Origin of the sequence: Clostridioides sp. ZZV15-6388, from assembly GCF_020657755.1 — a bacterium.
Classification (GTDB): domain Bacteria; phylum Bacillota; class Clostridia; order Peptostreptococcales; family Peptostreptococcaceae; genus Clostridioides.
Genome location: NZ_JAGWCU010000024.1, coordinates 39,586 through 55,840, shown reverse-complemented (window position 1 = coordinate 55,840; position 16,255 = coordinate 39,586). Strand labels below are relative to the sequence as shown.

The window sequence follows — 16,255 nt, the reverse complement described above, 5'->3', positions numbered from 1 at the left end:
CTATACTTTTACTGATAATCAATTATTAGAAATGTGAAAAAATTTTGAATGGCTTTGATATACATTTTTTATAATATTATTATAGTTTTTTTTACATAAAAAAAAACCCTTTTATAACAAATGGAAACTATGATAACCATAGTTAAAATAATTATTTTAATTAAAATAATTATTTTAATTAAAATAATTATTGATACTCTGAACATATATCACAACTAATTTTCATGAAATTGAAAACAATTAAAGTTAATTACTTTAAGTAATATAAATATATAAAATATCTTACGCTATTGTTTTTTTAGGCTGTTTAATTCTACAAAAATAAAATCAAAATATCTAGTCTATAAAGTATTAATATATTTGTGTAAAAATTAAATATATTTTTTATTTAATAAAAAGGATTTCAAGTAAAAATTAAATAAACTATAAAAACTTCACTTTTAAGATAGACTTCATAATAGATTAATTAGACTTTAAATAAATAGTTTTGATAAAGACTATGCAAAATAAAGTATGAAAAATCTGTTTGAAATAAAAAATATTGGAGGGGGATTTTTAATGAAACACAGATTAAGTAAACTAACATCTTTTGTGGCAACCTTAGCTTTAGTTGTTGGTGTAGGAGTACCATCATATGCACAAACTTTACCAGATAAAGTTAATAATGAAGTACTACAAAGTACAGAGCGAAGATATGATATTAATGGAAGATATCAAGTTGACCTTCGTGCAAATATGGGAAATGGATATGTAACATTTTTCTCATTATTTGTCCCATGTGGTGGGAACTCATTAAATGTAAAGTATGTATGGGGAACTGATCCAAAGGGAGGTTCTCAAGAAGGTTGGGTATTACAAATTAATGGGGAAAAAGTTTCAACTATTTATGGAACAAGCTATGGATTCCCTAATGGCATACCATCTGCAGGAATAACAGGAAGTCAAATGACAGGAATTTATTCTTTTGTGACAAATCGAGACATGTCTGGAGTAAATTGGAGCTATACATCACCTAATACAGGGAATGGAAACGCTACAAGAACATCATATGCATCTACTGAAATTTCAAATGCAAAACTTTCTATTAAGGTCAATTATAAAAATAAAGAAACAGGAGCTATAGTTGGGTCATATACAACTCGAGTTCCAGCTAAGTATGGAAATAGCACAGTTACACCTGATGCTACACAAATTCCTGCTGGATATAAATTAGAACCAGCAAGTCAATCTAAAGTGGTGAATCTTGCTCAAAATGGAGTTAACCCAAATGAAGTTAATTTTACAGTAATTCCTGATAAGGCTGGAGTGCCAGAAGAAAATCGTGTTCTTATAGTTGGATTTAAGGATAAAGATGGAAATAATGTTGGAAGTACTTATATAGAAGAAATTCCAGATATACTAGGCTCACATGACGTAACACCAAACACATCAAAAGTTCCTAATGGTTATAAGCTTGATCCTTCTAATCAAACTCAGACTGTTAATTTACAACCAACAGGGCTTGACAAGAGTATTGTTTACTTTACAGTAAGTCCTGATATTCCACTTGTAAATCGTATAGTTACAGTTAACTTTAAAGATAAAGATAGTGGAGCAATAATTGGAGACCCATATACAGTTACACTACCAGCTAAATATGGAAATCATAGAGTGGAATCTGATTCTACAAAGGTACCAAATGGATATGTACTTAATCCAGACAACCAATTTGAAATGGTAAATCTTAGTACAAGCGGTCTTGTACCAGATAGAGTTTACTTTACAGTAAGTAAGATGCCTTCAGAAGCAGAACGTACTTTAACAATTGGTTTTAAAGATAAGGATGGTAATATAGTTGGAGATACGTATACAGAGGTTGTTAATGCTGTACTTGGAGACCATACAATAACTCCAGACTCTACAAAGGTTCCTGCTGGATACAACTTAGACCCAGTAAGTCAATCTCAAATAGTTGCACTTGATTCTTCTGGAATTAATCCAAACACAATTTATTTTACTGTAACTGAAAAAACTTATAGGGTAGCTTATAGTGCAAACTTCCCTTCAGGAGTAACTGTTTCAGGTATGGCTCCTGTTGATACAACAGAATATAAAAAAGGAGATACTGTGACTGTTTTAGGAAATGTTAATGGGCTTAATGCTGATACTTATACATTTGTAGGATGGAGTACAGTTAGAAATGACTCATCAACAATAGTATCAGGTACAATCACTATGGACGAAAGAAACATTATATTATATGCAGTGTGGCAAAAAAATTAATAATATAAGTTGTTTATTATTGTAATTTATAATCTAAAATCGTATTTAATATTTATATAAGAATAAGATTTTAATAATTATAAGAAATACTGATATAGATTTTATCAGTATTTCTTTATTTTACAAATTACAAAATGAAAAATAAAATTAATTTTTATATAAAGGGGAGGGTTTTGATGAATAAAAAGTTAAAAAAGTTAACTATATGCATACTTACATTTGCTATAATTCCTTTAAATTATTCAAATGTTTTTGCTGATTATGATTTAAATAAGATATTTAATAAGCAGATTCAAGATAAAAGCTTAAGGCGAGTTAATAATATTACAATAACTTATGATGATAATGGGGCTACTGGAGGAACGATAAATGAAGCTATATTTAATGGGGGAAATGTTATTCCTGGACCAGTAATAACAGGTCAAAAAGTATATGACCTTGATAATTTTGATTCTTATTTAGCGTTCAGTAATAATCTTACAAGAGCAAACTATCATACTGATGCTTGGAGTGTCTCAAGGGACCATTTGGCAAGTGGTACTCAACCATATGGAAGCGGAGAAATTCTAATAGGAACAGATATCGATAGAGATACAACACTTTATGCCATTTGGATTCCAGACTTTTTACAAGTAAGATATAACGGAAATGGAAATACTTCAGGTAATGTTCCATCAGATTCAAATAAGTATCATCAGAATGCTACTTTGCAAATTAAAGGAAATGAAGGTGACCTTAAAAAAACAAATTATAAACTTACAAAATGGAATACAAAAGCTGATGGTACAGGAACATCTTATAATTTAGGCTCAAGTTTTGAGGTATTATTAAACGATTATGACAATTTTAACGTAGATCTTTATGCACAATGGGAGTATGATTTGCAACTGGATGGTAATGGAGGAACAGGTACACTTCCAGAACTACCAAAACCAGGAGAGGCTGACAAATTCCCAGGGTCAGGTGGACTTATCAATGGTGATGAAGAATTCATAGGGTGGAATACAGAAGAAGATGGAAGTGGCACATCTTTCAAAGAAGGGGACCCTATTCCGCCAAATATAGCAGGAGATACGATATATGCACAATGGGGATATAAATTAGATTATAACTTAAATGGAGGAACAGGAAGTATATCAGAAGAAAAACATAAAAAAGGCGCTGAAGTAACTGTTACAAGTCAGATACCATCTAAATCTGGAGCAATATTTATGGGATGGAATACAAAAAATAATGGTGAAGGTACTTCATACAGAGATGGTGATAAATTTAACCTTACAAAAAATACAACTTTATTTGCACAATGGAAAGAAGAATGTAGAGTAACATATGATAAAAATGGAAGTACAGGTACAGCGCCAATAGATAATAATATATATGGAAAAGGAGATGAAGTTACTATACTTGGTGATAATGGTTTAGTAGCACCTTCTGGTAGAGGAGGCAATTTTTATTGGAGTACAAAAGCAGATGATACAGGAAGTAGGTATAAAGCAGGAGAAAAGTTTAACATAAAGGATACAAATACAACTCTTTATGCATTTTGGACAGATAAATACAGAGTTAAATATGAAAATAATGGTGGACAAGGAGATGTACCTGAAGATGAACTGCATGATGGAAATACAAATACAAGTGTAAAAGCGAATACAGGAAATCTTACAAAAGAAGGGTACAAATTTATTGGATGGAATACAAAACCAGATGGTAGTGGAACTCCATATAAAGGTGATGGAAGTGATATAATTAATGTTGATGATAATATAGTACTTTATGCGCAATGGGAGAAGATACCTGATAACCAAGGAGATAATGATAATTCAGGTGGAAATAGTGGTGGAAACAGCGGAGGAAGTAGTGGAGGTTCATCCACTAATACAACTAGTCCATCAGAAGAAAATTTAACAGGTGATGATAGATACAAAACTGCTATAAAAATAAGTAAAAGAGGTTTTGAATCAGCTGAAAATGTGATACTGGTAAATAGTACATCAATACCAGATGCCCTATCAGCAACTCCATTTTCATCTACTAAAAATGCACCTATTTTATTAACTGAAAAAGATAAATTAAATGCAAATACAGAAGAAGAGATAAAAAGATTAAAAGCAAAAAATATTTATATAATAGGTGGAGAAAATACATTAAGCTCTGATTTAGAAAAAGAATTAAAATTAAAAGGGCTTACTATTATAAGAATAGGTGGAGTAGATAGATATTCAACTTCTCTAAGACTTGCTAAAGAAATAGATAAAATAATAGATGTAGAAAAAGTATCTGTAGTCAATGGACATGACGGATTAGCAGATGCAATAAGTGTTGGTGGCATTTCAGCACAAAATAAAACTCCAATAATTCTTACAAATGTAAAAAATGAGATAACATCTATTAAAAAATTTATAGATGAAGAAGAAATATCAAAATCTTATATTATAGGAGGAGAAACTTCTTTGCCAAAATCTATAGAAAAACAGTTTCCAAATCCAAAGAGAATAGGTGGAGAAGATAGAAATAAAACAAATTCAAAAGTAATAGAAGAGTTTTATAAGGATAAAGAACTAAGAAATCTTTATGTAACAAAAAATGGGATGTTAAGAGAAAATGATTTAATAGATGCTTTAACAGTAGGTGTTTTAGCAGGTAAAAATAAATCACCAGTAATGATTGTAGAAAAATCACTTGATGAGTCTCAAAAAACTTTAGTTAAAAGTAAGAAATTTGATAAGATAACTAAGGTAGGAGGAAATGGAAATGAAGATGCATTTGATGAGATAAAAAGATTAGTAAAATAGTATAATATAAATAAGAATATTTTGTTGATTAAACTACACCAATAGTAATAAATTATAACCCTACTTTATTTTTATTATAAGTAGGGTTATAATCTTACTATATTACTTATATTGTAGGGGGAAAAGATGAGAGAAGAATCGAACTCTTTAAATTTAGATCATATAGAAATTTTCTTTGAACTTTTGTCTCAAAGCACAGAAGATTATATATTTTTTTGGGATATAAATAGGAATAAATTTAAAATTTCTTCAGCAATTTTTGATGAATTTAACTTAAGTAAAGATATGGATTCTGATGTAGTCAATTGTTGGAGTAAAACTGTTTATCCAGATGATGTCAAAGTATGGAAAGATGATATACAAGCGTTGGTAGATGGAAAAAAAGATGAACATAATTTAGAATATAGATTAATTAATAAATATGAAGAAGTAGTATGGATTTCTTGTAGAGGGAAGGCTTATGTATCAGATGACCAAAAAACTATAATTATAGTTGGTAGAATAAAGAATATAGGTGAAAAGAATAAATTTGATTCTATCACAGGAACCTGGAATAGAGAACAATTTGAATACAGAATGAATTGTATTATAAAAGAGAAAATCTATACAAGTGGAGCTATATTTATCATGGATATTGATAATTTTAAAAATATAAATGAGAAATATGGGCACTCTTATGGTGATAAGGTTTTGCGTGCAATTGCTACAGAAGTTTTAGAATATTTACCTAAGGATGTTAGATTGTACAGATTAGATGGAGATGAATTTGCATTTTTTTACCCTATGTGCAATAAAGAAACGATAGAGAATTTATATGAAAAAATACAATTGTATACAAATACTCAGCATGAAATCGAATCAAATAAGTACTATTGTACAGTAACTGCGGGGGTTGCTATGTACCCAGAAGATGGAGATAATTATTTGGACTTATTTAAACATGCTGACATTGCACTAGATATCGCAAAAATGGGTGGTAAAAATAGAATGAAGTTTTTTTCAAAAGAACTCTATGAAAATAAGTTGAAAGTAATTTCAATGCAACAGAAATTGAGAGAGTGTATTGAAAATGATTTTAATGACCTTGAGTTATTTTTCCAGCCACAGGTAGATGCATCTACCAAAAACGTTATAGGAGCAGAGGCACTTTTGAGATGGCATTCAAATACTTATGGAGAAGTATCTCCTGTTGAATTTATACCAATACTAGAACAAAGTAATCTAATTATACCAGTAGGAAAATGGATTATAAAAGAGGCCATAAAACAGTGTAAAGAATGGCATAAAGTAAATCCAGATTTCAAAATATCTGTAAATGTATCGTATATTCAATTAAAAGAGGATTTTTTTAGAGATTTTATAATAGAATGTTTGATAGAATATCAATTAAAACCTGAGTTTTTGATTTTAGAACTAACAGAGAATTGTTGGATACCAGATATAAATTTATTGAATGACAAGTTTATCAGTTTAAAAAGTATTGGAGTACATATTGCAATTGATGATTTTGGTACTGGGTATTCATCTTTAAATTATCTTAAAGAGTTATCTGTTAATATAATAAAGATTGAAAGAAGTTTTGTTAAGAATATTACATATAATAGTTATGAACATACCTTTCTAGAATATATTATTAAATTAGCTCATATTATCAATTTGAAAGTTTGTGTTGAGGGTATTGAGTCTTATGAAGAATACAATATAGTGAAGAGTTTAGGTGTAGATATTATTCAAGGTTTTTTATTTGGCAGACCTGTAAGTGCATCTGAGTTTTATAGACTTAAATTATCAAATTGATGAGTGTAGATAAAGTATATTAAAAATAAGGTAAAATATAAGGTTTTTTAAATCGTATATTTTACCTTATTTTATTGTGATAGTTATTAATCTCAAGGAGTATTAGCTATTATATACTTTTGCTCCAAACTTAGAGATTATTTCACTAGCTTTTTTTATATCTTCTTTGGTAGCATCAGGAACATCTTTTAACTCATAATCAACGCCTAAATTTTCCCATTTGTGTATTCCCATAGAATGATATGGTAGCAATTCGAATCTCTCTACATTTTTTAATGTAGCAACGAATCTACCTAATCTTTCTAAGTTATCTATATCATCAGTAATCCCAGGAACTAAAACATGTCTTATCCATACTGGAATATTTCTTGATTCTAAGTGTTTAGCAAGTTTTAAAGCTTTATCCATACCCACACCAGTCAAATCAATAGATTTTTCTTCAACCATATGTTTTAAATCAAGCAAAACTAAGTCAGTATTATCTAAAACTGAGTCTATAGTTTCTATATCTACAAATCCAGATGTATCTAGACAAGTGTGTATGTTATTTTCTTTAGCTTTTTTAAATAGTTCACTTAAAAACTCTGGTTGAAGAGTAGACTCGCCACCAGAAGCAGTAATACCTCCACCAGAAAACTTCATAAAAGAAGTATACTTAAGAGCATCAGTTATTATTTCATCAACTGTATATTCTTTTCCAGATTTGGTATCCCATGTATCTCTATTATGACAGTATTTGCATCTAAGAGGACATCCTTGAAAGAATAGTATGTATCTTATTCCTGGGCCATCTACAGTACCAAATGTTTCTATAGAGTGTACTTTTCCCTTAATCATAGAGTTCACCTCACAATATATTTTGATAACTTTATTAATAGTTATAATATTTCTCTAAAAAAGGCCATCTTATACCAGAAATAATCCGAATATAAGATAGCCATTTATTTTTATTTTCTACACAGTAGTAATCTTAGCTAAAGTATAAAAATTTAAAGACTAAGCCATTTTACCGTGGAATGTTCTGTTTATAACATCTAATTGTTGTTCTTTAGTTAATTTTATGAAGTTAACTGCATATCCAGAAACTCTTATAGTTAATTGTGGATATTCTTCTGGATGTTCCATAGCATCTTCTAAAGTAGCTCTATCAAATACATTAACATTTAAGTGATGAGCATTTTGAGCGAAGTAACCATCCATCATTGCAGAAAGATTATTTATTCTTTCAGCCATATCTTTTCCTAAAGCACCAGGTACTATAGAGAAAGTATTAGATATACCATCTTGAGCATGCTCATATGGTAATTTAGCAACTGAAGATAATGAAGCTAAAGCACCATTAGTATCTCTACCATGCATTGGGTTTGCACCAGGAGCAAATGGAGCACCAGCTCTTCTACCATCTGGTGTATTACCAGTTTTCTTACCATAAACAACATTTGAAGTTATTGTAAGTATAGATTGAGTAGGATAAGAATTTCTATAAGTTTTATTTTTTCTTATCTTATTCATGAAGCTTTCAACTAGCTCTACAGCTATACTATCAACTCTATCATCGTTGTTTCCGTATTTTGGATAATCTCCTTCTATTTCGAAATCAACAGCTATTCCTTGTTCATTTCTGATAGTCTTAACTTTAGCATGTTTTATAGCAGATAATGAATCCGCACAAACTGATAATCCAGCCATACCACAAGCCATAGTTCTAAATATATCTCTATCATGTAATGCCATTTCTAATGCCTCATAAGAGTATTTATCATGCATATAGTGTATTACATTTAAAGTATTTACATATAAGTTTGCTAACCAATCAGTAAATGGTTCAAATTTACTCATAACTTCATCAAAATCTAAATACTCAGAAGTTATAGGCTCAAATCTTGGCCCAACTTGAGCACCAGATTTTTCATCAATACCACCATTTATAGCATATAATAAAGTTTTTGCTAAGTTAACTCTAGCTCCGAAGAACTGCATTTGTTTACCTATTTTCATTGCAGATACACAACAAGCTATACCGTAATCATCTCCCCAGTATGGTCTCATTAAATCATCATTTTCATATTGAACTGAACTTGTATCTATAGATACTTTAGAACAGAAATCTTTGAATCCTTGAGGTAATTTAGTTGACCATAAAACTGTTAAGTTTGGTTCTGGTGATGGTCCTAATGTATATAGAGTATTTAACATTCTAAATGAGTTTTTAGTAACTAATGTTCTACCATCTACTCCCATACCTCCTATACACTCAGTTACCCAAGTTGGGTCTCCAGAGAATAAGTTGTTGTAATCAGGAGTTCTTAAGAATTTAACCATTCTTAACTTCATAACGAAATGGTCCATATATTCTTGTAGTTCTTCCTCTGTTACTGTTCCAGCTTTTAAATCTCTTTCAAAGTATATATCTAGGAAAGTAGATGTTCTACCTAAAGACATTGCAGCACCATTTTGGTCTTTAACAGCAGCTAAATAACCAAAGTATAACCATTGTACAGCTTCTTTTGAGTTAGTTGCTGGTTTTGATATATCAAATCCATAAGATTCAGCCATTTTTTTAAGTTCGTTTAAAGCTGATATTTGTTCAGTTATTTCTTCTCTTAGTCTTATAACTTCTTCATCCATACAAGAAACTTCTAATGATTTCTTTTGTTCGATTTTATCTTCTATTAAGGCATCAACACCATATAAAGCAACTCTTCTATAGTCACCTATTATTCTACCTCTACCATAAGCATCTGGAAGACCTGTTATTATACCAGATTTTCTAGCAGCTCTCATTTCTGGAGTATATGCGTCAAAAACTCCTTGGTTATGTGTTTTTCTATATTTAGTGAATATTTCTTTTATTTCAGGGTCTAATTCATATCCAAAAGCATCACATGAATTTTCAACCATTTTTATACCACCATATGGCATAACCGCTCTTTTTAAAGGGGCATCCGTTTGTAATCCAACTATTGTTTCTAATACTTTATCTAAATATCCTGGAGCATATGCAGCTATTCCAGAAATAGTTTTTGTATCTACATCTAAAGTACCACCATTTTCTCTTTCTTTTTTAAATAAGACCATTGCTTTGTCCCATAATTTTTTAGTGTTTTCAGTAGCACCAGCTAAGAAAGAGTCATTTCCTTCATATGGAGAATAGTTTAATTGTATAAACTCTCTGACATTTACTTCTTTAGTCCATCTTCCTGTTTTAAATCCTTGCCATGCATTCATTAAGTATTTCCTCCTTAGATTTAAATGATAAATAATGTTATTAAAATTAATTTTTATATACTTAATTTATTTTATATATTTTTTAAAAAATATATTTTCTAATATAATAATAACATATTATACGTATCCTGTATACATGAAAAATAAAAAAATGTCGTTTTAAAGTATAAAACAAATTATATGTTAGTAATGTGATGAAATTATACCCATATATTAATAAAATGAAACAAATAAATGTCTAAATTAATAAGGTAATATTTGAAAAAATTATAAATTAGAAATAAATAAATCTCAGTACAAAAAAGAAAAAGCATACATCTTTACAACTTGAATATTTATTTAATAGGGGGAGGTGATATATTGTTTATCACAGTGATATTATTTTTAGTAGGTTTCCTATTAATTACTAAAGGCGCAGATATCTTTATAAATTGTACTGTAGAGATAGGTAGAAAAACGAATATTTCAGAAATTATACTTGGAGCAACTATTGTTAGTTTTGCAACAACATTGCCTGAATTTACAGTGTCATTACTTGCTTCTATTGATGGTCACACTACAATGAGTTTAGGAAATGCAATTGGTTCTATAATATGTAATACAGGATTAGCATTAGGGTTAGTTGTTTTTATAAGTCCATTTAATGTAGATAAAAAAATGTTTTTTTCTAAGTCTTTACTATTAATAGTATCTGTTATAGTTTTAATTTTATTGGGGTTAGATGGAGTTATAACAAGAGGAGATTCATTATTACTTATAATAATATTGATTTTTTATATGGTTAATAACTATAAGAGTGTTGTAGGGAAATCGCATACTAAAAATAGAGGTGTTCAAAAAAATACTATTAAAGAAATACCTACAAAGAAGAGTAAACAGTACAGAGGTTTCTCTATAGCAGAAATCATAAAAATACTAATAATTTTTGCTACAGGCTTAATAATGATGATAATAGGTTCTCAAATTCTTATAGAGAGTGGTGTAAGAATAGCTAGTTTTCTTAATATACCTCAAGGTATAGTGAGTTTGACTATAATAGCACTTGGAACTTCTTTACCAGAGATAGTGTCTTCAATTACTGCCATAAGAAAAAATCATCATGAAATATCTGTAGGAAATATTTTAGGTGCAAATATATTGAATATAGTATCAGTAATAGCTGTATCAGCAATACCAAATAACATACCAATATTATCTCAAAATAGAAAACTTGATATACCATTTATGATATTATTATTGTTATTAGTAATAGTACCAACTCTTAAATCAAATAGACTTAGTAGATTACAAGGTATATTAATGTTATTTACATATTTTATATATATATCAATTTTGTATTTTATGTATATTATTTAATCATACTGTTAAAAATATTAATTGCAGAATATCCTAAAAAAGTATATAATGGATAGGTTAAGATTAATTGATAACGGAGAGGAATAATATATGAATATAACAAAGTTTGAAGATTTACCAATAAGTGAGGGAATAAAAAAAGCTATAGCTGAAATGGGGTTTGAAGAGCCATCTCCTATACAAGCACAGTCTATACCTGCAATTTTGTCAGGTAAAGACGTTATAGGACAAGCACAAACTGGTACGGGGAAAACAGCAGCTTTTAGTATACCTATACTAGAAACAATAGACCCAAATAATAGAAGTTTACAAGCTGTAGTACTTTGCCCAACAAGAGAACTTGCAATACAAGTATCTACAGAAATAAGAAAACTAGCTAAATACTCGTACGGAATAAAGACATTACCTATATATGGTGGTCAACCAATAGATAGACAGATAAAATCTCTAAAGAGTGGTGTTCAAGTTGTAATAGGTACACCTGGACGTACAATAGACCATATTAATCGTAAAACATTAAAGATGGATAATGTAAAAATGATTATACTAGATGAAGCAGACGAAATGCTAGATATGGGATTTAGAGAAGATATAGAAATGATTTTAAGTAAGATTCCTGAGGAAAGACAAACAACTTTCTTTTCAGCAACTATGCCAAAAGGAATTTTAGATTTAACTAAGAGATATCAAAAAGACCCAGAACATATAAAAGTTGTTAGAAAAGAACTTACAGTTTCAAATACAAAACAATATTATATAGAAACTAGATCATCAAATAAATTGGAAGTATTATGTAGATTAGTTGATGTGTATGACCCTAAATTGTCAGTTGTTTTCTGCAATACTAAGAGAAAAGCAGATGAATTAGTGGGAGATTTACAAGCAAGAGGATATTTTGCAGATGCATTACATGGTGATTTAAAGCAAACACAAAGAGATATAGTAATGGATAAGTTTAGAAATGGTACAATAGATATACTTGTTGCTACTGATGTCGCAGCTAGAGGTATAGATGTTGATGATGTTGAATGTGTATTCAACTATGATTTACCACAAGATGAAGAATACTATGTTCATAGAATTGGTAGAACTGGTCGTGCTGGTAGAGAAGGTATGTCATTTACTTTTGTATTTGGAAAAGAAATGAGAAAGATGAAAGATATAGAAAGATATACTAAATCTAAATTAATCAAGCATAATATACCAACAATAACTGATGTTGAAGAGAAAAAAGTAGGTACTTTCTTTGCACAAGTTAAACAAACTATAGAAGAAGGTCATTTAACTAAACAATTACAATGGTTAGAAAGCTTCTGTAATGATGAAGATTATGCAATGGTTGATATTGCTGCTGCACTTGTTAAGTTATCTCTAGGTGAAGAAATGAAAGAAGAAATAATAGAAGAAAAACCTAGGAGAGAACGTGGAGATAGAAAAGGTGTTACTGGAGCTAGAGATGGTATGATTAGATTGTTTATCAATATTGGTAGAAATCAAAGAATACAAGCTAAAGATATCGTTGGTGCTATAGCTGGAGAAGTTGGAATACCAGGTAAAATGGTAGGGACTATAGATATTTATGATAAGTATACTTTTGTTGAAATACCTAAAAAAGATGCAAAAACAGTAATTGAAAAAATGAAAGATATTAAGATAAAAGGTAACAAAATTAATATAGAAAAAGCCAATAAAAAGAAAAAATAATATATGGTATATAAAAATATAATCGCAAGATATATAAAATAGTATATTGAATATTTAAAAAGCCTAATGTGTTTTCAAAACAGATGATAAGCAATCTGTAAGAGTCAACAACATAAGGCTTTTATTGTTTTATATAATAGTATTATTAAAGACATTTTAAATTTTGTTTGTACTTTATTTCTGTAAGTATAAAAAATACATTAGAAAATAAATAATCAAATAAAAATTAATTAATCGCTTAGAATTCTTTGTAATCCATGTGGTTAACAGAATTTTATGTTTATACTGGAAAAGGGGAAAACATTGAAAACTAGATTGAAATGTGTAAAGAGTATATTATAATATAATGTGTTTATAACTTTCAAATATAGCACTAATATAATCATATTATAAGTATGTTATAGATAAAAATCAATTTAACTTATCAAGTTAACTTTTAATGTGATACAAAAGAGAAAATGAAAAATGTCTAAGGTATTTTTAAATTTATTTTGATAAAATATATTTATGTCTTCAGCAGAATATTTTAAGTATACAAATTTTAATAAAAATATAGTGAATAGGTAGCGGTTATAAGGAGAGAAAGATATTTTATGGATACAATAAAGAAATTAAGTCATGGATGTACACTAGATTGCCATGATTGTTGTAAATTTAATGTTTATACTAGCGGAAATAATGTGATAAAAATTGAAGGAGATAGGAATCATCCTTATACAAAAGGATTTATATGTAAAAAAGGGTTGGCTCATTTAGATAGATTAAATCATAAAGATAGGATAGAGACTCCGATGTTAAAGGTAGACAGTCTATGGAAAAAGATTTCTTTTGATGAAGCATTAGAGATAATGGCAGATAAACTCCTATATTATAAAGAACATTATACATCAAAGTCTATTATGCACTATGACCAATATGGAAGTGGGTCTATATTAAAATATATAGGAGATGTATTTTTTAATTTTTATGGAGGAGTTAGTAGACATAAGGGAGGGCCATGTTGGAGTGCAGGAATGCATGCCCAAAGGTATGACTTTGGAGTAGCTAAGGGACATGCTATAGAAGATATGCTAAACAGCAAGAGTATCTTTATATGGGGAAAAAATCCAGCATATACTACCATTCATACTATGCAAATAATTAAAAAAGCTAAAGAAAAAGGGATAAAAATAGTAGTCATTGACCCTATATATACAAAGACTGCTCAAATGGCAGATAAGTACATACAAGTAAGCCCTGGAACAGATGGAGCATTAGCTATGGCTATGGCAAAAATTATAATAGAAGATAACTTGCATGATGAAGAATATATAAATTCATATGTTGTTGGTTTTGAGGAGTATAAAAAATATTTGGATTCATTAGATTTAAACTTTTTAAGTGATGAATGTGGTGTTAAAGAAAAGGATATAAGAGAGTTAGTTAATTTATATGCTAATAAATATTCAAGTATAAACGTAGGTTATGGTCTTCAAAAGTATAAAAATGGAGGAAATACAATAAGAGCGATAGATGCCTTAGGAGCTATAACAGGTCAAATAGGATTTAGTGGTGGAGGAGTGAATTATGCTAATAAGGTTTATCCAAATGTGATAGATGCTGACCCTTATAATAGTCAATCATATGGAGAAGATAGGGAGTTTTATGTAAGTAATATTAGCAAGTTTATAGAAGAATCTTTAAAAGACAATACACCGAATGAAGCTAATAATATGTTAGAGAAAACAAATAATATATTGAGTGAATTTGATAATATGTCAAGTAAATTACTAAAAGGAAGTATTCCTATAAAGATGGCAGTAATAACTAAAAGTAACATGTTAAATCAGTTGCCAGATTTAGTAGAATTAGAAAGAGTTTTTTCAAAGATTGAATTTAAAGTATGTTTTGATATGTTTATGACTGACACAGCTACTTTATGTGACTTATTTATACCTTGTACAAATACGCTTGAAAGTGAAGATATAATTTATAGCTCAATGACTAATCCATATATAACATACAATGAAAGAGCAGTAAAACCAAAGCATGAATTGATGGATGAGTATTATTTCTTTATGGAGTTAGCTAAAAAGATGGGGCTAAGAGACTATCCTTTTGTATCAAAAAAAGAATACTTAGAAAAAGTAATTGAACCACTTAAACGCTTTGATAAAAGCCTAGATATAGAAAAACTTAAAAATAGTTATTTTACTATACATAATCCTATTGCTTGGGAAGATAAGAAGTTTGAAACTCCATCTGGAAAGTATGAACTTTATTCAGAAAGGATAAGAGATTTAGGAATTAGTCCAATTCCAGTGTATATAAGTAACAAAACTAGAAACTTTGAATATGAAAATAGAAAAAATATTTTTAGACTGTTAACTAATCACCATGCAGATACTTTGTTTAGTCAACACTTTATGGATAAGACATCTATAGCTCAAGCATATATAAATCAAAGTATGGCTAAAAAAATAGGTGTTAAGAATAAAGAGATTGTAGATTTAAAGTCAAAAAAAACAAAGATAGATGTTCAGATAAATATAGATAACAGAGTAAGTGATTATATAGTAAAAATGTATGTTGGATGGTGGAAGAAACATGGCAATCCTAATAGTTTAACAGATACTGGTATATCGGATATTGGTGGTCAAGTAACATATAATGAAACGATGGTAGAAATAATACGACAAAACTAGTTAAATTTCATTGAAGGAATAGAAATAAGATTATAGAATTGATTAAAAGTTACTATTTTTACAAAACTATTGAAGGAGGGATTTTGATGGTAAAATATTCCTTAGAACATAAGAATCTATACATAGAATTTATGTGCTCAGAACTAGACCACCATGTAGCTAATGAAATAAGGGAAGAAATAGATAACTTATTAAGTGTTAATCAAGTAAAAAATGTTGTATTTGATTTTGGAAATATTAATTTTATGGATTCTTCAGGTATAGGTGTCATTATAGGTAGATATAAAAAAATTTCTAATGAAGGGGGACGAGTTTCAGTAATTAATATAGGTTCACGAGTTAAGAAAATTTTTGATTTATCTGGGTTAAATAAAATTATTGGCATTTATGATACGTATGAAGAAGCTCTAAGTTCTTTGTAGGGAGGAGTAT

Annotated in this window: 9 protein-coding genes; 7 read left to right on the top strand and 2 right to left on the bottom strand. The window is 29.0% G+C overall.

Going from position 1 to position 16,255, the window contains the following annotated elements; translation table 11 throughout:
- The first annotated feature begins 558 nt into the window (after window positions 1-558).
- The 3 genes from KGF48_RS14085 (at window position 559) to KGF48_RS14075 (ending at window position 6,851) form a co-directional block, all read left to right on the top strand.
- Window positions 559-2,262, top strand: a complete 1,704-nt coding sequence (locus KGF48_RS14085; protein ID WP_227839509.1) for an InlB B-repeat-containing protein — start codon at window positions 559-561, stop codon at window positions 2,260-2,262.
- Window positions 2,263-2,438: 176 nt separating this feature from the next.
- Window positions 2,439-5,054, top strand: a complete 2,616-nt coding sequence (locus tag KGF48_RS14080; protein ID WP_227868161.1) for a cell wall-binding repeat-containing protein — start codon at window positions 2,439-2,441, stop codon at window positions 5,052-5,054.
- A gap of 126 nt (window positions 5,055-5,180) precedes the next feature.
- A complete protein-coding gene (locus tag KGF48_RS14075) occupies window positions 5,181-6,851 on the top strand; it encodes a bifunctional diguanylate cyclase/phosphodiesterase (RefSeq protein WP_227868160.1) in 1,671 nt (556 codons plus the stop codon).
- A gap of 102 nt (window positions 6,852-6,953) precedes the next feature.
- Here KGF48_RS14075 and pflA read toward each other — a convergent pair whose 3' ends face one another.
- A complete protein-coding gene (pflA, locus tag KGF48_RS14070) occupies window positions 6,954-7,688 on the bottom strand; it encodes a pyruvate formate-lyase-activating protein (protein WP_227839506.1) in 735 nt (244 codons plus the stop codon).
- Between the two features lie 159 nt (window positions 7,689-7,847).
- Window positions 7,848-10,079 (bottom strand): formate C-acetyltransferase, encoded by a 2,232-nt coding sequence (gene pflB, locus KGF48_RS14065; RefSeq protein WP_227839505.1) that lies wholly within the window; start codon window positions 10,077-10,079, stop codon window positions 7,848-7,850.
- Window positions 10,080-10,439: 360 nt separating this feature from the next.
- Here pflB and KGF48_RS14060 point away from each other — a divergent pair, with 360 nt between their 5' ends.
- The 4 genes from KGF48_RS14060 (at window position 10,440) to spoIIAA (ending at window position 16,245) form a co-directional block, all read left to right on the top strand.
- On the top strand, window positions 10,440-11,435 hold the full coding sequence (locus tag KGF48_RS14060) for a calcium/sodium antiporter (protein ID WP_227839504.1): 996 nt from the start codon (window positions 10,440-10,442) through the stop codon (window positions 11,433-11,435).
- Window positions 11,436-11,525: 90 nt separating this feature from the next.
- A complete protein-coding gene (locus tag KGF48_RS14055) occupies window positions 11,526-13,139 on the top strand; it encodes a DEAD/DEAH box helicase (RefSeq protein ID WP_227839503.1) in 1,614 nt (537 codons plus the stop codon).
- Between the two features lie 593 nt (window positions 13,140-13,732).
- On the top strand, window positions 13,733-15,823 hold the full coding sequence (locus tag KGF48_RS14050; RefSeq protein ID WP_227868159.1) for a molybdopterin-dependent oxidoreductase: 2,091 nt from the start codon (window positions 13,733-13,735) through the stop codon (window positions 15,821-15,823).
- An 86-nt stretch (window positions 15,824-15,909) separates the two neighbouring features.
- On the top strand, window positions 15,910-16,245 hold the full coding sequence (gene spoIIAA / locus KGF48_RS14045) for an anti-sigma F factor antagonist (protein ID WP_227829681.1): 336 nt from the start codon (window positions 15,910-15,912) through the stop codon (window positions 16,243-16,245).
- Window positions 16,246-16,255 lie beyond the last annotated feature (10 nt).